This window comes from Haloechinothrix salitolerans (assembly GCF_042662605.1).
In the GTDB taxonomy this organism is placed as follows: Bacteria; Actinomycetota; Actinomycetes; order Mycobacteriales; family Pseudonocardiaceae; genus Haloechinothrix_A; species Haloechinothrix_A salitolerans.
This window is the reverse complement of sequence record NZ_JBHSXX010000001.1, coordinates 1,388,021-1,408,735: the sequence shown is the minus strand read 5'-3', so window position 1 is coordinate 1,408,735 and position 20,715 is coordinate 1,388,021. Positions and strand designations below refer to the sequence as shown.

Here is a 20,715-nt window from a genome sequence, read left to right as displayed (position 1 = left end):
GAGGTAGAAATGGCGCATTCACTGGCGGACAAGGTAATCGCGGTGACCGGCGGGGCCCGTGGCATCGGAGCGGCGACAGCGGCCGCCCTGACCCGCGCGGGCGCGACGGTCGCGATCGGTGATCTCGAGCCCGAGGCGGCGAACGCTGGCCACCACGCGCTCGCGCTGCGGGTCGACGTAACCGATCGCGATGGGCTGACCGCGTTCCTCGACACCGTCGAGCAGCAACTCGGCCCGATCGACGTCCTGATCAACAACGCCGGGATCATGCCGCTCGCACGCATTGAGGACGAGGCGGACACGACGACGGAGCGCATCCTGGCCATCAACCTGCACGCGGTGATCCACGGCAGTAGGGAGGCGATCGTGCGCATGCGACCTAGGGGCGGCGGCCACATCGTCAACGTCGCATCGGCCGCCGCGAAGATCCCGTTCCCCGGCGGCGCGACGTACGCGGCGACGAAGTCCGGGGTGTTTGGGTTCTCCGAGGCGATCAGGGCCGAGCTGCACGGCTCCGGCATCGATGTCTCCTGCGTGCTGCCAGGGTTCGTCCAGACCGAACTGGCGGCGGGCCTGACCGGAGTGCCGGGCTTCGCGCCGATCACGGCGGACGATGTCGCGGAAACCATCATCAACACGCTGCGACGACCTCGATTCGAGGTGTACGTCCCCCGGCGTATCGGACCCGCCCTGCGGTTCGGCGCCCTCACCGGCCGCCGCTTCTCGGAATGGCTACAACGGGTGCTCCGCGCCGAGACCCCGATGCTCGCCGCGGTTGGCTCCCCCGAACGAAAGGCCTACGAGCAACGCGTCACGACGCGGCGGAAAGGAACCCGATGACGGCGGACAGTCTCAGCGCCCCCTACACGGTCGAGTTCCCCTTCGAGCGCACGGTCGGCCCGAAGATCGGGACCTTCCTGGGTGGTCTGCGCGACGGCCAGCTCTACGGCGTGCGGACCGCGCGCGGCGTGCTGTGCCCACCGCTGGAGTTCGAGCCGGAGACCGGTGCGGAAACCGGTGAGCTGGTGCCGGTCGCCGACACCGGCACCGTGACGTCATGGACATGGGTACCGTCCCGGTCTGGCGACCCGGTGCCGCACGACTTCGCCTGGGCGCTGATCGCGATCGATGGCACCATCGGCGCGCTGTTCCACGCCGTCGACGTCGGCGGCGACAGTGATCGCGTGGCGACTGGATTGCGTGTCCGAGCACGGTGGCGCGCCGAACGCGTCGGTCAGCTCAGCGACATCGAGTGTTTCGAGGTGGCGCCATGACCGAGGTGCTGCCGGAACCCGTCACGACCATGCCCAGTCCATTTCGGATGGACTACACCTATGTCGCGGGATCAGGCCGATCCGTATTCCTACGTGGACTCGCCGAGCGCAAGCTGATGGCACGCCGGTGCGCCGGGTGCGAGCAGGTGTACCTGCCACCCCCGGAGTTTTGCTCGCGCTGCCTACGTGAGTTGGAGCCACCGTTCGAACTCGACGGTCGCGGTGTCGTATCGACGTTCTGCGTCGTCAGCTTCCCGTTCCCCGGACAACGGATCGACCCGCCGTACGTGGTGGCCCACATCCAGCCGCACGGTGCCGGAACCCGATTGATGCACCTGGTGCGCGAGGTCGAGCCCGCGGACGTCCACATCGGAATGGAAGTCGAGCCGGTGTGGGTCGCGGACGACGAGCTGGACACCTCCCTGCTCAGCATCCGCCACTTCCGTCCGGTTCCCCAGGGAGGCACCGATGCGTGACGTCGCTGTCGTAGCGTTCGCCCAGTCACCGTGTCAAGTCGCGAACCGCCGTGACGACATGGCCGACATCCTGCTACCCGTCATCCGGGAAGCCGTCGAGACCGCGGGCATTGACAGGGACGACGTCGACTTCGTCGTCTCCGGCAGCCATGACTTCTACGAGGGCCGCACGTTCTCGTACATCGACTCGCTGGACGCTGTGGGAGCATGGCCGCCGATCTCGGAGTCGCATGTGGAGTCCGACGCGGCGTGGGCGCTGGCCGAGGCGTGGTCATGGTTGCAGCTCGGCGAGGGCGACATCGCACTGGTGTACGGCATCGGCAGGGGTTCGCTGCCCACCGACCTCGACCAGGTGGTACCCGCGCAGCTCGATCCGTACTTTCTCGCGCCGCTCGCGCCGCATCGAGACGCGATCGCCGGATTGCAGGCACACGCCGCGATCGAGGCCGGGCTCACCAGCGAACAGGGCATGGCCGAGGTGGTGGCCCGCTGTCTCAACGCCGCGACGGACAACCCGCTGGCGCAGCGGTCGGGGCACGTCGACGTCGCACGGCTGCTCGATGCCCCATACGTCAGCTCGCCGCTGCGGGAACACGACGTCGCGCCGGTTGGCGATGCCGCCGCCGTCGTGGTGCTCGCCGCCGATGACGCGGCGCGGCGGTTGGCAGAACGACCGGCGTGGGTGCGCGGCGTCGACCACCGGATGGACACCCACTACCCCGGCGTCCGGGACCTGACCGAGTCACCATCCACCCAGCGGGCAGCAGGCAGGGCTGCCGAGCAAGCGGGCTTTTCGATGTCCGATGTGGACATCGCGGAGCTGCACACCGAGTACAGCCACCAAGAAGCCGTGCTGACGAACGCGCTGGGGCTCAACGGCGCTGTGGTGAACCCGTCCGGCGGACCACTCGCCGGACGTCCAGTCACCGCGACCGGGCTGATCCGCATGGGGGAAGCGGCGCGACGGATCCGCGATGGCAAGGCCGACCGGGCGCTCGCGCACGCCACCAGCGGCCAGGCACTGCAACAGAACCTCATCTGCCTGCTGGAGGGAGACGGATGAGCCGCGGGATCGCCGTCACCGGCGTCGGCCAGAGCAAGCAGGCCAAGCGCCGGGAGGTCAGCATCGGCGCGATGGTGCGCGAGGCCGTCACCGAAGCGATGGCCGACGCCGAACTGACCTTCGCCGACATCGACGCGGTGGTACTGAGTAAGACGCCGGATCTGTTCGACGGCGTGATGAACCCGGAGCTGTACCTGGCCGACGCGATGGGCGCCGTCGGGCTGCCGGTGACCCGTGTGTTCACCGGCGGCAGCGTTGGCGGCCACGCCGCGATCTTCGGCGCCCACCTGGTGCAGGCGGGCCTGGCCGAGCGGGTGCTGGTGGTGGCCTACTCCAAGGAGTCCGAGGGCAACTTCACCTGGGCCCTCTCACGCGGGCTGCCGTTCAGCGCGCCGCTTGGGGCGGGTGCCGGCGGCCACTTCGCGCCGGTGATCCGGGAATACATCCGCCGGTCCGGCGCACCAGAGCACATCGGCTGGCAGGTCGCGGTGAACCACAGGCTCAACGCCGTCCGCAACCCGTACGCCCACGTGCACCGCCCCGACATCACCGTCGAGGAGGTGCGGGACTCGCGCATGCTGTGGGACCCGATCCGATACCTGGAGTCGTGCCCGTCCTCGGACGGCTCGTGCGCGATCGTGGTCACCGGAGAGGAACACGCCGGACACACGCCCAGGCCGCCCGCGTGGATCCACGGCATGGCCTGGCGCACCGAGACCGGCCACTTCGCCGGCAGGGACGAAGTCAACCCGAAGGCGGGCCAGGAGTGCGCCGCCGACGCCTACCGCCAAGCGGGCATCGACGATCCCCCCGCACAGGTCGACGTCGCCGAGCTGTACATCCCATACAGCTGGTACGAGCCGATCTGGCTGGAGAACATCGGGCTGGCAGCGGAAGGCGGCGGCTGGAAGCTGGTCGAGGACGGCCGCACCACATTCGACGGCGACCTACCGGTGAACCCGTCCGGCGGCGTGCTGTCCGGCAACCCCACCGGTGCGACGGGGTTACTGCGCTTCGCCGAGGCCGCGCTGCAGGTGCGGGGTCTGGCAGGCGAGCACCAAGTCGACGCTCGCCGCGCGATCGGACACGCCATGGGCGGGGCCTCACAGTTCCACGCGCTGTGGGTGGTCGGCAGCGACAAGCCGGGGGTGAACACATGAACGCATACGTGGCCGGTGTCGGTTTGACGCGGTTCAGCAAGAGCGGCGCGGGTGGGCCGTCGTATCCCGCGCTGGTGACCGAGGCTGTCGGGGACGCGCTGGCCGACGCCGGCATGAGCTACGACGACGTCCAGCGCGCCGCCGTCGGCTACGTCTTCCAGCCGTCGGCGGCGGGACAGCGAGCGCTATACGACGTCGGCCTCACCGGGATTCCCGTCGTCAACGTCAACAACAACTGCGCGACCGGGTCGACCGCGCTCATGCTCGCCAGGGAGTGGGTCGAGGCTGAACTGTCCGATGTGGCGCTCGCTGTGGGCTTCGAACAGATGACCAAGGATGCCATGTCCGGCAGCGCCGCCGGCGTGTCCACTGTTGATAGGCACCTCGACGTCATGCGGTCGCGGCACGACATGGCGGACGCGCCGATGATGACCCAGTTCTTCGGTCATGCCGCCGAGGAGCACATGCGTCGCCACGGCACGACTCCGGAACAGCTCGCCAGCATCGCGGTGAAGAATCACGAGCACTCCACCCGCAATCCACTCGCCCAGTTCCAGGAGCCGTACTCGTTGGAGCGGGTGCTCGGCGACAAGCCGGTGCACGGCCCGCTGACGCGGTCACAGTGCTCACCGGTCTCGGACGGGGCCGCCGCGGCCGTCGTCGTGAGCGAGCGGGTGGTGCGACACCGAGGCTTGACGGCGCAGGCGGTGGAGATCGCGGCGCAGTCCCTGGTCACCGACACGACGTCATCGTTCGAGACCGGCTCGATGATCGACGTTGTCGGCGCGCCAATGACCCGCCGCGCCGTTGACGACGTCTTCAACCGCGCCGGAGTCGGCATCCACGACGTCGACGTCATCGAGTTGCACGACTGCTTCTCGATCAACGAGATCATCAGCTACGAAGCGCTAGGCCTGTGCCCGGAGGGCAAGGGCGGCGTGCTGGCCGAGTCCGGCGCGACGACCTACGGCGGGCGCTGGGTGGTCAACCCATCAGGCGGCCTGATCTCAAAAGGACACCCGCTTGGCGCGACCGGGATCGCCCAGTGCGCCGAGCTGACCTGGCAGCTGCGTGGGCAGGCGGGCGAGCGACAGGTGCCCGGCGCTCGCTGGGGGCTCGCGCACAACCTCGGCCTCGGCGGCGCCTGCGTGGTGACGCTGTACTCCGCCCCGTGACGAAAGGGAGAACACCATGAACGACGACGCGCTGCGGCGGCCCAACCACGTTGGCCACCTGACCATCGCCGCGCTGCGGCGGCACCGCGACAAGCCCGTGCTCGAACTGGGCGACACCACACTCACCGGGGCACAGACGGCGGACGCGTTCAGTCAGTACGCGCAGGCGTTCTCCTCCCTCGGACTCGGTACGTCCTCCCCCGTAGCGCTACTCGCGCTGAATCGGCCCGAGGTGCTGATGATCATCGGCGCAGGGCAGTTGCAGGGATCGCGGCGCACCGCGTTGCACCCACTCGGCTCCCTCGACGATCACGCCTACGTGCTCGACGACGCTGGCATCACGACGTTGATCATTGATCCAGTTCCAGCGTTCGTTGAGCGTGCGCGGGGCCTGCTGGACAAGGTGCCGAGCTTGACCCAGGTGCTCACCATCGGCCCCGTACCCGAAGCGCTGTCCGACGTCGGTACCGATATCGCCGGACTGGCCGCGACGTTCGAGCCGAAGCCGCTCGAGGCGGCTGACCTCGACCCGGAACACATCGTCTCCATCACCTACACCGGCGGCACAACAGGCAAGCCAAAGGGCGTCATCGGTACTGCGCGGTCCATCACCACCATGACGCAGATCCAGCTCGCGGAGTGGGAATGGCCCGACGAACCGAGGTTCCTCATCTGCACCCCGCTCTCGCACGCGGGTGCGGCGTTCTTCGCGCCGACGCTGATCAAGGGCGGGTCGCTGGTGGTACTGCCGAAGTTCGACCCGGCCGAGGTGTTGCGGACGATCGAGGAGCAACGGATCACCGCGACCATGCTGGTGCCGACCATGCTGTACGCGCTCATGGACCATCCCGACTCGCGCACGCGGGACCTGTCGTCGTTGGAAACGGTGTACTACGGGGCGGCGTCGATCAACCCGGCGCGCCTGCGCGAGGCCATCGACCGGTTCGGGCCGATCTTCGCCCAGTACTACGGCCAGTCCGAAGCGCCGATGGCGATCAGCTACCTCGCGAAGAACGAACACGACGACAAACGGCTGTCATCCTGCGGCAGGCCGTCCGCATTCGTACGGACCGCGCTACTCGGTGAAGATGGCAAGCCGGTGCCGCGAGGCGAGCCAGGCGAGATCTGCGTGGCGGGCCCGCTGCTCGCCGGGGGCTACTGGAAGCTGCCCGAGACCACCGCCGAGACGTTCCGCGACGGCTGGCTGCACACCGGCGACGTCGCTCGTGAGGACGAGGACGGTTTCTGGTTCATAGTCGACCGCACCAAGGACATGATCGTCAGCGGCGGGTTCAACGTCTTTCCGCGCGAGGTCGAGGACGTCGTCGCGGAGCACCCCTCGGTCGCCCAGGTTGGCGTCATCGGCACACCAGATGAGAAGTGGGGCGAGGCGGTCACGGCGATCGTCGTGCTCCGCGACGACGCACCGCGCGACGAGGACGCGATCTCGCGGCTGACCGAGGAGATCACGGCATCAGTGAAGGAGCGCAAGGGGTCGGTGCACGCGCCGAAGAGCGTGATCGTGGCGGACTCCATCCCGGTGACCCAGCTGGGCAAGCCTGATAAGAAGGCGCTCCGGGCGACCTACGGCAGCTGACCTCCGACCGAGCCGTTCGGGATACCGCCGATCGCGCCGCGTAAAGGGTGACCACGCCCCGCCAATGACCTCGTTTGAGGCGACAAGACCGCCCGGCGCGCTACCATCCGGATAAATCTGGCAAACCGGGTGGCTGCCAGGCCGGTTGGCTAGGCACCCAGGAAGTGAGCGGCGCCATGACACCCGAACCAGGCGCGACACCAGAACCGAGCTGGTCAACCGGGTTCAACGGCGCCGATGGATCAAGTGGCTTCGGCGGGCCAAGGGGCGCCGCGGGGCCGGGTAACGTGCCGACGGCGAGCACATGGAGTAAATGGACGCTGCGACTGCTGATCTACGGCGGCGCGATCGCCGGAATCACACTCGTGGTCGCTGCCGCGCTCACCGAAACACCTACCTGGTACTGGTGGCTCGGCTCGCCGCTGGCCGTGGTCTGCGGCGGACTCGCCTCGATGGGAATCCGGTTCCGGCTGCGGCACCGCACTCTTGAGGAGCGACGGCAAGCACTTGCCGAGTTAGCCGCGCGCAAGAAAACCCTCGGCGAGCCGCTGGAACGGTCTACCCTCGCGCATCGCGAGACCAAGCACAAGAAGCGCGTGCTGCGGACAGGGGTGGATGCCGACGCCGTCATCACATTCCGCGCTGATGGCAAACGCGGTGACGACTTCAAACGCCTGGTGTACCTGGAGCTCGACGTCACCATCCCCGGGTCCGCGCCGTACCCAGTGAAGACCGGCGAGTACCTCACCGCGGCGTCCACGGGGTCGGTCGCGCCCGGCCGCAGACTGCGAGTGAAAGTGCTGCCCGACGAGCCGCAGCGGGTCGCGGTGGATTGGGAACGCTCGCTGCGACTAGAGCCTGACCGCTAGCCGTACTCCCACGACAACGGCGCCGTCGCTTCTCGCCGCGCACGTGCCCGCGTCGATCCGCCGCCGCCGCGACTAGCGAAGCCCACCGCCGTGACGTGAGAATTCCGTAAGCACCAAACCACTGCCCTCACCTGTTGGAATGCCGCAGAGTCGGCATCATGCCCGATACGTTCACGGCGGCTCTGCTCGACCACGACTGCTGGTTGGAAAGGGCGAGTGGGGACCAACTACCGCTGCGGGCACGATCCTGGCACCAGGAGCCCTCCGCCACCGACGAGGCACTGCTCGCACACTGCGTCGGCCCCACGCTCGATGTCGGCTGTGGTCCAGGCAGATTCACTAGCGCGCTACTGCGCCGAGGCGTCCTCAGCATCGGCATCGACAGCTCACCACTGGCCGTCAGGCTCACTGGACTGCGAAGTGGGATCGCCATCCACGGCGACGTCTTCGGCGCCGTACCCGGTGAGGGCCGCTGGCATCACGTACTACTCGCGGACGGCAACATCGGCATCGGCGGCGACCCGGAGGCCCTGCTGCGACGGGCCCACCAACTGATCGCGCCGCACGGCACGGTACTTGTCGAAGCGGGTCCACCTGAGCTCGGATTACATCGTGAACAGGTCAGGATCGCGGGCCGCCACGGCGGCGGAGCTTGGTTTCCGTGGGCCTGGCTCGGCGTTAACGTCCTACGCTCACTAGCCAGGCACGCCGGACTCACCTGCGTCGCATCATGGCATCGCGAGTGCCGATGGTTCGCCGAGCTACGGCCTCGTCGGCCCGCATCACTCGATCACGGCGGCGAGCCAGTGGCGCAAGCCGTAACCGCGTCACTGATCAAGCAATGGTAGGAACGACGCACTCATCGTCCCCACACCCGATCCGGCAGGACGGGCACCCAACGACGTCCCACCGTAGACGACGTCGCCCTCGGTGTCCTGATAGGTCTGCCAAGTGCGGGTGTCGCCTTGGCCGACGCCCGGCTCGGAGTAGTCGCACACGCCATTCGGGAACGTCTCGGTCAGCCGCTGCCACTGCGCGTCGGTGAAGCTGATCGGGTAGTAATCCAGCCGCCGGAGCGGCTTGAGCTCGCAGGCATTAACGTCGTTGGTGACAGGACCGCCCGCGACACCGCGCGGCGTGCTGTAGCGGGTCTGTACCTCGGGACGTTCGCACACCGTGCCGACGCCAGGCACCTCGATGTCCTCGAGACCGTCCAGGTTGGAGCAGCGGTCCTGGAGGTCGTCCGGCCGGTTGGCGACGATCTTGTCCGGCAGCGACGACGCGCTGGTGTCGGCCTCCACCTCCGACAGCCACTCGTCCATGGCCAGCATCGCCTCGGTCGCCCAGTCCGGATTCCCGATCAGCGGCGCCTCGCCGAACCACATAACCATGTTGCGGGTGTGACCCTGCTCCCGCTCCAACCGGGACTTGGTCCAGAACGCGTGACCGTAGTCGTGCGCCGCGCCCGGATCGGGGCCGCCGTGGTTGATGATCGCGACGCCGTCCAGGTTGTTGGCCGCGTTGATCAGTCCGCTGCGGTACGCGTTGTCCAATGCGGGCCGGTCACCGGGATACCGTCCAGGCGTGGGCTTGCCATCGATGGTCAAGGTGCCGACCTTGGCGTTCAGGTCGACGAACTGCGCGGCCGTGATCTCGCCACGCCGGAGCGCTTCGAGTCCATATTGGACACCCTCATTGCCGGCCGGAATACCGGCGAAACCGCGCCCGATCCGCTGTTCCCGCGGCGTCCACACCTCCGGATCGCGCGGGCCCAGCGCGTTGATCATGTAGTCGAGGATGAAGCAGCGCACGCCACCGGGGTTGGTGTCCGGGTCGTAGCGGGTGCCTTCGTCGCCAGGCTCGGTGTCCGGCACGCCCTCGCACGGGTACGTCGGATCGGATAGTCGTTTGGTGAACAACTCGTCCGACACGACGGCGTTGAGGTGCGAGATGTGTCCCTCGACCTGTCCGAACTGCGTCGGCGACCAGACGACGCCAGGCGCCCACGAGGTCGGGTCCTCGAAGTAGCGTCGCAACAGGTGGTAGTCAAGGAACTGCGCCAGCGTGCTCATCGCGTCCGGGTAGGAGCAGGTGGTGACGAGGCCCTGATAGACACCCGGATAGGCGTTCGCGACCGTGTTCTGCACGATCGAGCCGCCGGAGCAGCCGGTGCCGATGGTGTAGCGGATGGTGCCGTACTGCTCGACAAGGCGTTCCTTGGCCATCACCAGCGACTCGGCCTGAGTAAGCAGGTTGCAGTTGTGGCCTAGATTGTTCAGCGCGGTCGACATGACGGCAAAGCCCCTGCCGAGCGCCGTGACGTAGCTGTCGGTGTAGCCGGGGACGTCGTTGAACGTGCCGGAGTAGTCCGCGAGCGGCGCCTCGCCCGCCGCGTGGTCGGTGCCGCAGTTGCCGCCGTGCGGAACGAGCACCTTGTGGTTCCACTGCTCCTGCGGCGCCCACGGCTGCCAGTCCTCGCCCGGCTGAAACAGTTGCAGGATCTTGTACTGGTCGCGGTCCTGGTAACCGATCTCCTGACGCACGATGAACGGCACCTCGACGCCCTGGTCAGTCGTCGTCATCGCGACGTCCGACGGCGGGTTGTCCGGGTCGTACGGCTTCAAATCCCTCTCAGCCGGGTTGGTCGACTTGTAGCGGAACGTGTACTCCGGGGACTGGTTGCACTTCGCGTCCCGCGCGCCGTCCTGGCACTGCCAGGGCTGCACGTGCGGGCCGGAGAACACTGGCCCACCGTTCGGGTGGTTGGTGATGACGACGTCGTCCGACGCCCCGCCGCCCGTCGCCCTGAGGGTGCTCTCACCGATGGGGAGCCCGGTCACCAACCCCGCGAACTGGCCGTTCGGCCTCGGCGCGAAGGCGTCCGTGACGTCACGGTTGCCGAGGCGGACCCGCACCTGGGACGGGTCGACGCCCTCCGGCAGCGCGATCGCCACCAGCGCGTCGCTGCCGGAGATGAGATCCGCGCGATTGGAGAGGACATCGATCCGCAGCGCGTCCGGTGCGGCCGACGCGGGCGTGAGCGGCGTGATCAGGCCGCCCGCTCCAGCGGCCAGCGCGGCCGCGAGCATGAGGACCGCACCACGGCGGCGAATCCGGGACATCCAGGAAGAGGCACCCATGCCCTCCCTAACGGCCATCCGACGTCGTGGTAACGCCAAACACGAGCAGTAATCGCATCTGCGGCTCGGCCGCGAGTCCCAACTTATGGTGCCGCGAGTCCCACGGCGGACTCCCACAGGTCAGTGGTCAGCGTTTCCGCGGGCGTCTCCGAGGCGTGGCGGTAGCCGGTGCCTGCCCAGAGGGCGAGGCCGTCGGGGTCGTCCCGCGACGCGGCGGCGGCGCGCAAGGGCTGGGTCAGCTGGTTGACCAGTGGATACCCGATGGGCGCCGTGGGGTCGTGGTCCGCGATGAAGCGGTTGCGGAGCCCGCGTGCGGGACGCCCAGAGAACGCGCGAGTCATCGCCGTCTCGGAGAACCGCGGGTCGGCCAGCGCTCGCTTGTGTGTCGGTTTGGCCCCGGACTCCGGTGTACGTAGATACGCCGTCCCCAACTGCACCGCCCGCGCGCCCGCGCGGAGTGCGGCTGCGATGTCGGCGCCGGTTGCCAAGCCGCCCGCGGCGATCAGCGGCAACGACGTCTCCGACCGCACCGCGGCGAGCAGCTCCAGCAGCGGCACCGCAGGGGGCGGCGCGTACGGGTCGTGCATGCCGCTGTGCCCACCGGCCTCCGGGCCCTGCACACAGAGCGCGTCGACCCCGAGCGCCGCGACCGCACGCGCCTCCGTCACCGACGTCACCGTGCCGACGACGTACGTGCCGACCCGGTGTAGGTCCGCGACGACATCGGCAGGCGGTGGGCCGAAGGTGAACGACACGACTGGCACCGGATCGGCCAGCAACAGCGAGACCTTATCGTCCCACCGATCGTCATCGCTAGGATCGGGTTCAGGGAGCTCGACGTCGTAGCGCGCCGCCTCGGCGGCCAGCTCCGCCCGGTATGCGGCGATCGAGTCGACGTCCGGCACCGGCCCAGGCACGAACAGGTTCACCCCGAACGGCGCAGCCGACAGCTCGCGCAGCTCCCGAATCCGCGCGGCCACCGCCTCCGGCGTCTTGTAACCCGCCGCGAGAAAACCCAGGCAACCGGCGCGCCCTACCGCCGCGGCCAGCGCTGGCGTCGACGCGCCACCCGCCATCGGCGCGGCCACGATCGGCGTGCGCAGTGTGGTGAGATCGAACATCGGACATCCCTTCGGGTGCACGCCACAAAGCCGTATGGGCGATTCGACGCCGTCACGGTATCCGTTCGATTCCGCGGAGCGACATGTCAGCGCTCACACCTGCCCGCACCGTCAACCGGTCGAAGTGACCGGCATGCCTGAAAGTTTTATGCAATTTATTGACACGACTTGCAGAGCTGCGCCATCCTCTGTGCGACGCGCGTCACGTCCCCACTGGTTCACGCACTACTGGAGGTCTCGTGCGTCTCACCCTGCCCGCGGCACTGACCGTGACCGCGCTGACCTGCGGCAGCCTGCTCGCCGCAGCACCCGCTACCGCAGCCCCGCCCGGCAACCCGAACCACGACGTCATCGCGAACCTGTTCGAGTGGAACTGGGACTCGGTCGCCGAGGAGTGCGCAGGCGTCCTCGGCCCGAACGGGTTCGGCGGCGTGCAGGTCTCGCCACCGCAAGAATCCGCAAGCCTGCCGCAGTACGATCATCCCTGGTGGGAGGTCTACCAGCCGGTCAGCTACGAACTCACCAGCAGGCTCGGCGACCGCGCTGAGTTCGCCGCCATGGTCGCCGCCTGCGACGCGGCGGGCGTCGACGTCTACGTCGACGCCGTCATCAACCACATGACCGGCCAGAACGACGGCGGCACCGGCTACGGCGGCTCGACGTTTCCTGACAAGTACACCTACGACGGCCTGTATTCGCGGCAGGACTTCCACAGCTACCCGGAGGACTGCCCCAACCCGGCGGGCGAGGTGTGGGACTACGACAACCAGACCGAGGTGCAGAACTGCGAACTGCTCGGACTCGCCGACCTGAAGACCGGTGACGTCTCCGTGCGCGACCGGATCGCTGGGTATCTGAACGACCTGGTCAGCATGGGCGTGGACGGCTTCCGCATCGACGCGGCCAAGCACATGCCCGCCGCCGACATCGGCGCCATCGCCGACCGGCTCCCCGAGGACGTCTACCTGTTCCAGGAGGTCATCCCGGGTGGCGCGGTGCGGCTCGCGCCGTACCAGGACAACGGCGACCTGCTGGAGTTCACCTACGGCCACAAGCTCAAGGAGCAGTTCGAGGGTGACATCGCGAACCTGCGCACGTTCGGCAAGCGCTGGGACCTGCAACCGAGCGAGAAGTCGGTGACCTTCATCGATAACCACGACACCGAGCGCAACGGCAGCACACTGTCCTACAAGGACGGCGACACCTACACGCTGGCCAACGTCTTCTCGCTGGCCTGGGGTTACGGCTCCCCGCAGGTGTTCTCCGGTTACGCATTCACCGAGCGCGACGAGTCACCACCCGCTGAGGACAGCGGCCACGTCACCGACGCCGAATGCGCCAGCGGCGCGTGGACATGCTTCCACCGCGAGCAGGCGATGCTCGGCATGGTCGGCTGGCACAACGCCGCCGCGCACCTGCCGGTGCGGAACTGGTGGAGCGACGGCTCCGACGTCATCGCGTTCAGCAAGGGCAAGCGGGGCTTCGTCACGATCAACAACTCCAACAGCCCGCTGACCAGGACGTTCGCGACCGGACTGCCGGAAGGCAGCTATCCCGACGTCATCGGCGGCGGCGAGGTCAGCGTCGACGCATCGGGCAACGCCAAGATCACCGTGCCCGCGATGGACGCCGTGGCGATCCACCGCTGATCCGCCTCGCAGGACAGCCGAAGAAACTTTCTGCAAACTCTTGCAACGTTTACATCCGACCGGCTACCGTTCCGACGCCCGGTCTCGGACCCGGTCTCGGCACCGGTCTCAACGAGGAGAGCCATGACACGACGTAAGAGCATCACGGCACTTGCCGCGACCACCGCACTCGCGGCCACACTGGCGGCCTGCGGAGGCGACGGCGAGCAGCAGGCGTCGGCCGACCAGGCGATCGACGACCCCCAGTCGGTCTCCGGCACCGTCACCTGGTGGGACACCTCTGACGCGACGAACGAGGCGCCCGCCTTCAAGGACCTGATCGCGAAATTCGAGAAGCAGTACCCGAAGATTGACGTCGAGTACGTCAACGTCCCATTCGACGGCGCGGATGACAAATTCAAAACCGCCGCGCAGGCCGGGGATGGCGCGCCCGACGTGATGCGGGCCGACGTCGGCTGGACACCCACGTTCGCAGCGCTCGGCTACCTCCAGCCGCTGGACGGCACACCTGCCATGGACAGCGCTGACGACTACCTCGACACGCCGATGGCGAGCAACCATTACGAGGGCAAGACCTACGGCGTCCCGGAGGTCACCGACACGCTCTCGCTGCTCTACAACAAGGAGCACTTCGCCAAGGCTGGTATCGACGGCCCGCCCGAGACGTGGGACGAGCTGAAGGACGCCGCCACGAAGCTGGAGAAGGAGATCTCCGGCACGGACGGCATCTTCCTCACCGCTGACTCATACTTCCTGCTGCCGTTCGTCTACGGCGAGGGTGGCGACTACGCCGACGTCGAGGGCAAGAAGATCACCATCGACAGCCCCGAGGTCGCCTCGGCGATCGAGACGGTCGAGGAGCTGTCCGCCGACGGTGTCGGCACCATCGACACCAGCGCGAACAAGTACACAAACATGCAGAACGCCTTCAAGAGCGGCAAGGCCAGCATGATCCTCAATGGACCGTGGGCGGTCTCCGACATCCTCTCCGGTGCGGCGTTCAAGGACGAAGACAACCTTGGCATCGCCACGGTCCCAGCGGGACCGGAGGGCCAGGGCGGTCCGGTCGGCGGGCACAACCTCGTCGTCTACGCGGGCTCGCCGGACCTCGCGGCGTCGTACCTATTCGTCAAGTTCCTGAATTCGTCGGAGAGCCAGGCACACGTGGCCGCGGAGAACAACACGCTGCCGACCCGCGCGTCGGTATACGACATGCCCAAGGTGGCGAAGAACGAGATCATCGCCGCGTTCCAGGAACCACTTGAAGGCGCCGTCCCCCGGCCTGCCGCGCCGGGCGCGGGTGACCTCTACGACACGTTCACCCCGTTCTACGAGCAGATCATGGGCGGCCAGGCGTCCATTCAGGATGGTCTGAGCGAGGCGCAGCAGAAGGCCAAGGGCGCCATCCCCGGCTTCGAGTCATGACGACGCTGACCACACGCCCTGACGCCGGGGCGGCACCGGCACCGGTGCCGCCCCGGCGGCGGGTCCGCAACCCGTTCCACACCAACTGGCTGCGCAAACACTGGTACGCCTGGGCCATGGTCACGCCGGTCGTGGCGGTACTCGGTGTGCTGGTGCTCTACCCGCTCGGCCGAGGCATCTTCCTCTCGCTCACCAACGCGAACGAGATGAATGTCGGCCGCACGATCGGCGAGAACGAGATCGAGCCGACCTATGACTTCGTCGGGCTGAGCAACTACATCGACGTCCTCTCCGGCGCGGAAGGCACGTTCTACTCGCGACTGATCTGGACGCTGGAGTGGACGGTCGCGTGTGTATCGCTCCACTTCGGTCTCGGTCTAGGCCTGGCGCTGCTGCTGAACCGCGCACTTCGGATGCGCGGCATCTACCGGATGCTGCTGATCCTGCCGTGGGCGGTGCCGCCGTTCGTGGCGGCGTTTGGCTGGCGGCTGATCCTCAACGACAAGGGCGGCGTGCTCAACGCCGTCCTCCAGGGTATGGGCTTCAACGGTGTCGGCTGGCTCAGCGAACCCCTCGCCGCGAAGTTCGCGGTGATCATGGTCAACGTCTGGCTCGGCGTGCCGTTCATGATGGTCGCGCTGCTCGGCGGGCTCCAGACCGTGCCTAAGGAGCTGTACGAGGCAGCCGAGATGGACGGCGCGTCGGCGTGGCAGCGGTTCCGCGCGGTCACGCTGCCGGGGCTGCGGCCGGTGTCCGGGACGGTGATCCTGCTCGGCACGATCTGGACGTTCAACCAGTTCCCCGTGATCGCGCTGCTGACCGGCGGCGGACCGGGCGGCGCGACGAACATCCTGGTCACCGAGGCGTATGAGCGTGCGTTCCAGGGCATCCGTGACTACGCGGGCGCGGCGACGTACGGCGCGATCATCGCCTCGATGCTGGTGGTGTTCGCCTCGCTGTACCGCCGCTGGCTTGAGCGACAAACCACAGGAGCACTCGCATGACCGCGCGCGGCACTAGGAGCAGGCTCTCGTCGACGGCCCTGCACACCACGCTGATCCTGGCGAGCGCGACCGCCGTGTTCCCGGTCGCCTGGGTCGGGCTGACGTCGTTGCAAACCGACCGCAACGCCTGGTCACAGCCGGATACTCTCGGCACGCTCGGCCTAGACAACTACGTCGACGTCCTCGCCAACACGCGGTTCGCGACATGGTTCGCGAACTCGCTCATCGTGGCGGCGGGCACCACGGCGCTGGCGGTGTTCATCGCGGCGACGGCGGGCTACGCGGCGTCGCGCATGAAATTCCCAGGGCAACGGCCACTGATGTGGATGTTCCTTGTCACGCAGATGTTCCCGGCGGCGGTGCTGATCGTGCCGCTGTACAACGTCCTCAGTGACCTCGGTCTGCTCAACTCGTACGGCGGGTTGATCCTGGCGCAGTGCACTGTCGCCGTCCCGTATTGCGGCTGGATGCTGAAGGGGTACTTCGACACGATTCCGGTGTCGATCGACGAGGCGGGGCTGATCGACGGGCTGAGTCCATTCGGGACGTTCTGGCGGCTGATCGTGCCACTGTCCAAACCGGGCATCGCGGTGACGGTGTTCTACTCGTTCATCACCGCGTGGGGTGAGGTCGCGTTCGCGAGCGTGTTCTTGCAGAGCGAGAACACCTACACGCTGCCGGTCGGCATGGCGACGTTCGTCAGCGACTTCACCGCGGAGTGGGGCATGCTCACCGCCGCGTCGATGCTCGTGATGGTCCCTGCCGCCGTGGTGTTCTTCCTGGTCCAGCGCCATCTCATCGCCGGCCTGACCACCGGTGGAGTCAAGAGCTGAAAGGATACCGATGACGCAGAATCTGAGCTGGTGGCGCACCGCGGTGATCTACCAGGTCTACGTCCGCAGCTTCGCCGACGCCAACGGTGACGGCGTCGGCGACCTGGCCGGCGTGCGTGGGAGACTCGGCCACCTGCGTGACCTGGGGGTAGACGCACTGTGGCTGACCCCGTTCTACCGCTCCCCGATGGCCGACGGCGGCTACGACGTCGCCGACTACCGGGACGTCGACCCGCTGTTCGGTGACCTCGACGACGCGAAGGCGTTGATCGCGGACGCGCACGCGCTGGACCTGCGGGTGATCACCGACATCGTGCCGAACCACACGTCGTCCGAGCACCCGTGGTTCCAGGAAGCGCTCGCCGCCGAGCCGGGGTCGCCCGCGCGGGATCGGTACCTGTTCCGTGACGGCCGAGGTCCCAGCGGGGATAAGCCGCCAAACGACTGGGAGTCCGTATTCGGCGGTCCAGCGTGGACCCAGGTGGCCGACGGGCAGTGGTACCTGCACCTGTTCGACCCCGCCCAGCCCGACCTGAACTGGCGGAACCCCGAGGTGCGCGAGGAGTTCGCCGACATTCTGCGGTTCTGGCTCGACCTGGGCGTGGACGGGCTGCGCATCGACGTCGCCCACGGCATGATCAAGGCGGACGGCCTGCCGGACACCGGCCGCACCAAGCAGATCGGACTGCTCGGCCGCGCGGAGCTACCGTACTTCGACCAGGACGGCGTGCACGAGATCTACCGCGAGTGGCGAAAGATCCTGGACTCCTACCCCGGCGAGCGGATCGGCGTCGCGGAGGCATGGGCGCCAAACGCGGAACGGCTAGCGCGCTACCTGCGGCCGGACGAGCTGCATCAGGCGTTCAACTTCCATTACGTCGAGGCTGGCTGGTCGGCCGACGAGTTCCGGCAGGTGATCGACGAGTCGCTTGCCGCCGTGGATCAGGTCGGGGCACCGTGCACCTGGGTATTGTCCAATCACGACATTGAGCGACACGTCACCCGCTACGGCGGTGGCGAGACAGGGCTGCGGCGGGCGCGGGCCGCGGCCCTGTTGACACTGGCGCTGCCCGGTTCGGCCTACGTCTACCAAGGCGAGGAGCTGGGGCTGCCCGAGGTGACCGACCTGCCAGAGGACGTTCTCGTAGATCCAAAGTGGACCCGATCGGGATTCACCGAACGCGGCAGGGACGGCTGTCGGGTGCCGATCCCCTGGTCCGGCTCCGAGCCGCCGTTCGGGTTCGGCGCGTCGTCGTGGCTGCCGCAGCCGACGGAGTGGGCGGCGCTGACCGTGGAAGCGCAGGCCGGCGACCCGCACTCGACGTTGTCGCTGTATCGGGACGCGTTGCGGCTGCGGCGCGAACTGCCGGAGGCACCGCTGGAGTGGGTGGACGCGCCGGACGACGTCCTGGTGTTCCGGCGCGATGGCTTCACCTGCACGGTCAACTTCGGCGCGTCACCGGTGACGCTGCCCAAGCCAGGGCGACTAGTGTTGACGAGTAGCCCGACCAACGAGTTCACCGTTTCTGACGGCGCTGCTGGCAGCACGGTGACGGTACCGCCGGACAGTGCCGCGTGGTGGAGCGGAGACGCCGATGACTGAGCAGCCCGGCGAGCTACGGCTGGCCGACATCGCCGAGCAGGCGCGGGTCAGCGAGGCGACGGTCAGCCGTGTCGTCAACGGCAAGCCAGGCGTCGCCGCGAGCACGCGACAGGCGGTGCTCGCGGCGATGGACCAACTCGGCTACCAGCGGCCGATGCGGACGCGGCAGCGCACCAAGGGGCTGATCGGGTTGCTCATCCCCGAGCTGGATAACCCGATCTTCCCAGCGTTCGCGCAGGTCATCGACCGGACGCTGAGCATGCGCGGGTACCAGTCGGTGCTGTGCACGCAGTCACCCGGTGGGGCGACCGAGGACGAGCACCTGGAGATACTGACCGACCGGGGCGTGTCCGGGATCGTCTTCGTGTCAGGGCTGCACGCCGACACCACCGCCGACCACGGCCGCTACCTGCGGCTCATCGAGCGGGGCGTGCCGGTGGTGTTCGTCAACGGCTACGCGCCGGGGATCACCGCACCGTTCTTCTCCGACGACGACGCCTCAGCGGTGCAGCTCGCGGTGACGCACCTGCGGGAACTGGGGCACGAGCGGATCGGGCTGGCGGTCGGCCCGGAACGGTTCGTGCCCGCGCGGCGCAAGGCGGCGGAGTTCCGACGTCTCATGGCCCCGGTGGTCGGGTCCGCCGACGACGTCGACAAGCTGATCACGCACTCGCTGTTCTCCGTGGAGGGCGGACACTCGGCGGCGGCATCCCTGCTGGACCAGGACTGCACGGCGGTGGTGTGCGGTAGCGACCTGATGGCCCTCGGCGCGATCCGCGTGGCGCGCAAGCGCGGGCTGTCGGTGCCAAGGGACTTCTCCGTGGTGGGCTACGACGACTCGCCGCTGATCGCCTTCACCGACCCGCCGCTGACGACGATCCAGCAGCAGGTGTCGGCGATGACGACGGCGGCAGTGCGCACGCTGCTGGACGAGATCGCGGGCGTCGACGTCCCAACCGGCGAGTACCTGTTCCAGCCGGAGCTGGTGGTCAGGGGGTCGACAGCGGCGTGCCCGGAGCCGCCGACGTAGGCGAATCGCCGCTCAGTACTCCAGCGGCCAGCCGGTGTACGCCTGGGCGAGCTGCGTCGCCGCCGCGGTGCTGCTGGTGACCAGGTCGAGCTCGCCGAGTTGGCGGTGGTAGTCGAACGGCTCTCCGTCTGGCGGTGTGTGCAGCATGGACGTCATCCACCACGAGAAGTGCTGCGCGCGCCACACCCGGCGCGACGCGGTGGCACTGTAATGCTCCAGCCGCTCGACCGACCCCTTCGCGTAGTAGTCCTCGAACGCGCGGGCCAGCACCACGACGTCGGCGATGGCGAGATTGAGTCCCTTGGCGCCGGTGGGCGGCACGGTGTGCGCGGCGTCGCCAGCCAGGAAGAGGTTGCCGTACCGCATCGGGTGGCAGACGTAGCTGCGCATCGGGATCACACCGCGCTGGAAGATGCGGCCCTCGGTAAGCCGGAAACCGTCACCCGCGACCCTGGCCTGCAGCTCCGCCCAGATCTCCTCGTCACTCCAGTCGTCCGCGTTGGCCTCCGGATCGCACTGGAAGTACATGCGCTGCACCTCGGGAGTGCGGGTGCTGATGAGCGCGAAGCCGCGCTCGGAGTGCGCGTAGATCAGCTCGGGCGCCGACGGTGGCGCCTCGACCAAGATGCCGAACCAGCCGAACGGATAGGCCTTGAAGTAGTCCGTGCGCTCGCCGTCGGGGATCGTGTGCTTGCTGATCCCCGCCGAACCGTCGCATCCCGCGATGACATCGCAGCGCAGCTCGATCGGGGTGCCGTCGGCGTCGGTGAAGGCGATGACCGGGTCGGTGGTGACGTCGCGCAGCTCGACGTCGCTCGCCTCGAACCGGATGTCGGCGCCCGCCTTCACCCGTGCGGCGATGAGGTCCTTGAGTACCTCGTGCTGCGGGTACAGCCACACTGACCTACCCGCGAGCCTCGCGAAGTCGATGCGGTGACCGCTGCCCCCGAACCGCAGCTCGATGCCGTCGTGCTTGGCGCCCTCGGTGAGCACGCGCGACCCGACGTCGGTGTCCGTCAGGAGATCGACGGTGCCCTGCTCCAGCACCCCGGCCCGGATGGTCTCCTCGATCTCCGCCCTGCTCCTGGCCTCGACGATCACCGAGTCGATACCGCGGGCGGCAAGCAGGTGCGACAGCATCAACCCGGCGGGACCAGCACCGACGATTCCGACTTGAGTACGCATGCGCCCACTTAACCCCGGCTTCGGCGCGCAAACCAGAATGTGCTTCCGCCCAGCGGAATGATATCGGCTCCATAAGCCGGGATGGACGCTCACACTGGTCCTGGCGCGGCC

The 20,715-nt window shown here is 68.0% G+C and carries 18 protein-coding genes; 15 read left to right on the top strand and 3 right to left on the bottom strand.

The window, feature by feature from the left end:
* The first annotated feature begins 9 nt into the window (after window positions 1-9).
* From ACFQGD_RS06585 to ACFQGD_RS06545, 9 genes are all read left to right on the top strand, one after another.
* Entirely contained in the window at window positions 10-840 is an 831-nt protein-coding gene (locus tag ACFQGD_RS06585) for an SDR family NAD(P)-dependent oxidoreductase (RefSeq protein WP_345405843.1), read from the top strand.
* Window positions 837-1,274 (top strand): Zn-ribbon domain-containing OB-fold protein, encoded by a 438-nt coding sequence (locus ACFQGD_RS06580; protein ID WP_345405840.1) that lies wholly within the window; start codon window positions 837-839, stop codon window positions 1,272-1,274. Before ACFQGD_RS06585 ends, ACFQGD_RS06580 begins: the two co-directional genes overlap by 4 nt.
* Entirely contained in the window at window positions 1,271-1,750 is a 480-nt protein-coding gene (locus ACFQGD_RS06575) for a Zn-ribbon domain-containing OB-fold protein (protein ID WP_345405837.1), read from the top strand. Before ACFQGD_RS06580 ends, ACFQGD_RS06575 begins: the two co-directional genes overlap by 4 nt.
* Entirely contained in the window at window positions 1,743-2,813 is a 1,071-nt protein-coding gene (locus tag ACFQGD_RS06570) for a lipid-transfer protein (RefSeq protein ID WP_345405834.1), read from the top strand. Before ACFQGD_RS06575 ends, ACFQGD_RS06570 begins: the two co-directional genes overlap by 8 nt.
* Complete coding sequence (locus ACFQGD_RS06565) at window positions 2,810-3,973, top strand: thiolase domain-containing protein (RefSeq protein ID WP_345405831.1); 1,164 nt, start codon at window positions 2,810-2,812, stop codon at window positions 3,971-3,973. The genes ACFQGD_RS06570 and ACFQGD_RS06565 overlap by 4 nt, the downstream gene beginning before the upstream one ends.
* The gene (locus ACFQGD_RS06560; RefSeq protein ID WP_345405828.1) at window positions 3,970-5,148 is read left to right on the top strand and encodes a thiolase C-terminal domain-containing protein; all 1,179 of its coding nucleotides are present in this window, start codon (window positions 3,970-3,972) and stop codon (window positions 5,146-5,148) included. Before ACFQGD_RS06565 ends, ACFQGD_RS06560 begins: the two co-directional genes overlap by 4 nt.
* A gap of 16 nt (window positions 5,149-5,164) precedes the next feature.
* Complete coding sequence (fadD8, locus tag ACFQGD_RS06555) at window positions 5,165-6,745, top strand: fatty-acid--CoA ligase FadD8 (RefSeq protein WP_345405825.1); 1,581 nt, start codon at window positions 5,165-5,167, stop codon at window positions 6,743-6,745.
* 176 nt (window positions 6,746-6,921) lie between these two features.
* A complete protein-coding gene (locus ACFQGD_RS06550; RefSeq protein ID WP_345405822.1) occupies window positions 6,922-7,614 on the top strand; it encodes a hypothetical protein in 693 nt (230 codons plus the stop codon).
* A 158-nt stretch (window positions 7,615-7,772) separates the two neighbouring features.
* Complete coding sequence (locus ACFQGD_RS06545; protein WP_345405819.1) at window positions 7,773-8,462, top strand: class I SAM-dependent methyltransferase; 690 nt, start codon at window positions 7,773-7,775, stop codon at window positions 8,460-8,462.
* Here the strand turns inward: ACFQGD_RS06545 and ACFQGD_RS06540 are convergent.
* The gene (locus ACFQGD_RS06540; RefSeq protein WP_345405816.1) at window positions 8,442-10,754 is read right to left on the bottom strand and encodes a DUF6351 family protein; all 2,313 of its coding nucleotides are present in this window, start codon (window positions 10,752-10,754) and stop codon (window positions 8,442-8,444) included. The two genes, ACFQGD_RS06545 and ACFQGD_RS06540, sit on opposite strands and share 21 nt — an antisense overlap.
* 83 nt (window positions 10,755-10,837) lie before the next feature.
* A complete protein-coding gene (locus ACFQGD_RS06535) occupies window positions 10,838-11,875 on the bottom strand; it encodes an NAD(P)H-dependent flavin oxidoreductase (RefSeq protein WP_345405813.1) in 1,038 nt (345 codons plus the stop codon).
* 239 nt (window positions 11,876-12,114) lie between these two features.
* Here ACFQGD_RS06535 and ACFQGD_RS06530 point away from each other — a divergent pair, with 239 nt between their 5' ends.
* The 6 genes from ACFQGD_RS06530 to ACFQGD_RS06505 all read left to right on the top strand — a co-directional run bounded on the left by ACFQGD_RS06530 (window position 12,115) and on the right by ACFQGD_RS06505 (window position 19,419).
* On the top strand, window positions 12,115-13,524 hold the full coding sequence (locus ACFQGD_RS06530; protein ID WP_345405810.1) for an alpha-amylase: 1,410 nt from the start codon (window positions 12,115-12,117) through the stop codon (window positions 13,522-13,524).
* A 123-nt stretch (window positions 13,525-13,647) separates the two neighbouring features.
* Complete coding sequence (locus ACFQGD_RS06525; protein ID WP_345405807.1) at window positions 13,648-14,949, top strand: extracellular solute-binding protein; 1,302 nt, start codon at window positions 13,648-13,650, stop codon at window positions 14,947-14,949.
* Entirely contained in the window at window positions 14,946-15,953 is a 1,008-nt protein-coding gene (locus tag ACFQGD_RS06520) for a carbohydrate ABC transporter permease (protein ID WP_345405804.1), read from the top strand. The genes ACFQGD_RS06525 and ACFQGD_RS06520 overlap by 4 nt, the downstream gene beginning before the upstream one ends.
* Window positions 15,950-16,786, top strand: a complete 837-nt coding sequence (locus ACFQGD_RS06515) for a sugar ABC transporter permease (RefSeq protein WP_345405801.1) — start codon at window positions 15,950-15,952, stop codon at window positions 16,784-16,786. Before ACFQGD_RS06520 ends, ACFQGD_RS06515 begins: the two co-directional genes overlap by 4 nt.
* A gap of 10 nt (window positions 16,787-16,796) precedes the next feature.
* Entirely contained in the window at window positions 16,797-18,389 is a 1,593-nt protein-coding gene (locus ACFQGD_RS06510) for a glycoside hydrolase family 13 protein (RefSeq protein WP_345405798.1), read from the top strand.
* A complete protein-coding gene (locus tag ACFQGD_RS06505; RefSeq protein WP_345405795.1) occupies window positions 18,382-19,419 on the top strand; it encodes a LacI family DNA-binding transcriptional regulator in 1,038 nt (345 codons plus the stop codon). The genes ACFQGD_RS06510 and ACFQGD_RS06505 overlap by 8 nt, the downstream gene beginning before the upstream one ends.
* Window positions 19,420-19,431: 12 nt before the next feature.
* Here ACFQGD_RS06505 and ACFQGD_RS06500 read toward each other — a convergent pair whose 3' ends face one another.
* A complete protein-coding gene (locus ACFQGD_RS06500; protein ID WP_345405792.1) occupies window positions 19,432-20,604 on the bottom strand; it encodes a 4-hydroxybenzoate 3-monooxygenase in 1,173 nt (390 codons plus the stop codon).
* Window positions 20,605-20,715 lie beyond the last annotated feature (111 nt).

Excerpts from the sequence above, each read along its gene's own strand:
- ACFQGD_RS06585 (WP_345405843.1), top strand. The coding sequence starts at position 10 with ATGGCGCATTCACTGGCGGACAAGGTAATCGCGGTGACCGGCGGGGCC.
- ACFQGD_RS06580 (WP_345405840.1), top strand. The coding sequence starts at position 837 with ATGACGGCGGACAGTCTCAGCGCCCCCTACACGGTCGAGTTCCCCTTC.
- ACFQGD_RS06575 (WP_345405837.1), top strand. The coding sequence starts at position 1,271 with ATGACCGAGGTGCTGCCGGAACCCGTCACGACCATGCCCAGTCCATTT.
- ACFQGD_RS06570 (WP_345405834.1), top strand. The coding sequence starts at position 1,743 with ATGCGTGACGTCGCTGTCGTAGCGTTCGCCCAGTCACCGTGTCAAGTC.
- ACFQGD_RS06565 (WP_345405831.1), top strand. The coding sequence starts at position 2,810 with ATGAGCCGCGGGATCGCCGTCACCGGCGTCGGCCAGAGCAAGCAGGCC.
- ACFQGD_RS06560 (WP_345405828.1), top strand. The coding sequence starts at position 3,970 with ATGAACGCATACGTGGCCGGTGTCGGTTTGACGCGGTTCAGCAAGAGC.
- fadD8 (WP_345405825.1), top strand. The coding sequence starts at position 5,165 with ATGAACGACGACGCGCTGCGGCGGCCCAACCACGTTGGCCACCTGACC.
- ACFQGD_RS06550 (WP_345405822.1), top strand. The coding sequence starts at position 6,922 with ATGACACCCGAACCAGGCGCGACACCAGAACCGAGCTGGTCAACCGGG.
- ACFQGD_RS06545 (WP_345405819.1), top strand. The coding sequence starts at position 7,773 with ATGCCCGATACGTTCACGGCGGCTCTGCTCGACCACGACTGCTGGTTG.
- ACFQGD_RS06540 (WP_345405816.1), bottom strand. The coding sequence starts at position 10,754 with ATGGGTGCCTCTTCCTGGATGTCCCGGATTCGCCGCCGTGGTGCGGTC.
- ACFQGD_RS06535 (WP_345405813.1), bottom strand. The coding sequence starts at position 11,875 with ATGTTCGATCTCACCACACTGCGCACGCCGATCGTGGCCGCGCCGATG.
- ACFQGD_RS06525 (WP_345405807.1), top strand. The coding sequence starts at position 13,648 with ATGACACGACGTAAGAGCATCACGGCACTTGCCGCGACCACCGCACTC.
- ACFQGD_RS06520 (WP_345405804.1), top strand. The coding sequence starts at position 14,946 with ATGACGACGCTGACCACACGCCCTGACGCCGGGGCGGCACCGGCACCG.
- ACFQGD_RS06515 (WP_345405801.1), top strand. The coding sequence starts at position 15,950 with ATGACCGCGCGCGGCACTAGGAGCAGGCTCTCGTCGACGGCCCTGCAC.
- ACFQGD_RS06510 (WP_345405798.1), top strand. The coding sequence starts at position 16,797 with ATGACGCAGAATCTGAGCTGGTGGCGCACCGCGGTGATCTACCAGGTC.
- ACFQGD_RS06505 (WP_345405795.1), top strand. The coding sequence starts at position 18,382 with ATGACTGAGCAGCCCGGCGAGCTACGGCTGGCCGACATCGCCGAGCAG.
- ACFQGD_RS06500 (WP_345405792.1), bottom strand. The coding sequence starts at position 20,604 with ATGCGTACTCAAGTCGGAATCGTCGGTGCTGGTCCCGCCGGGTTGATG.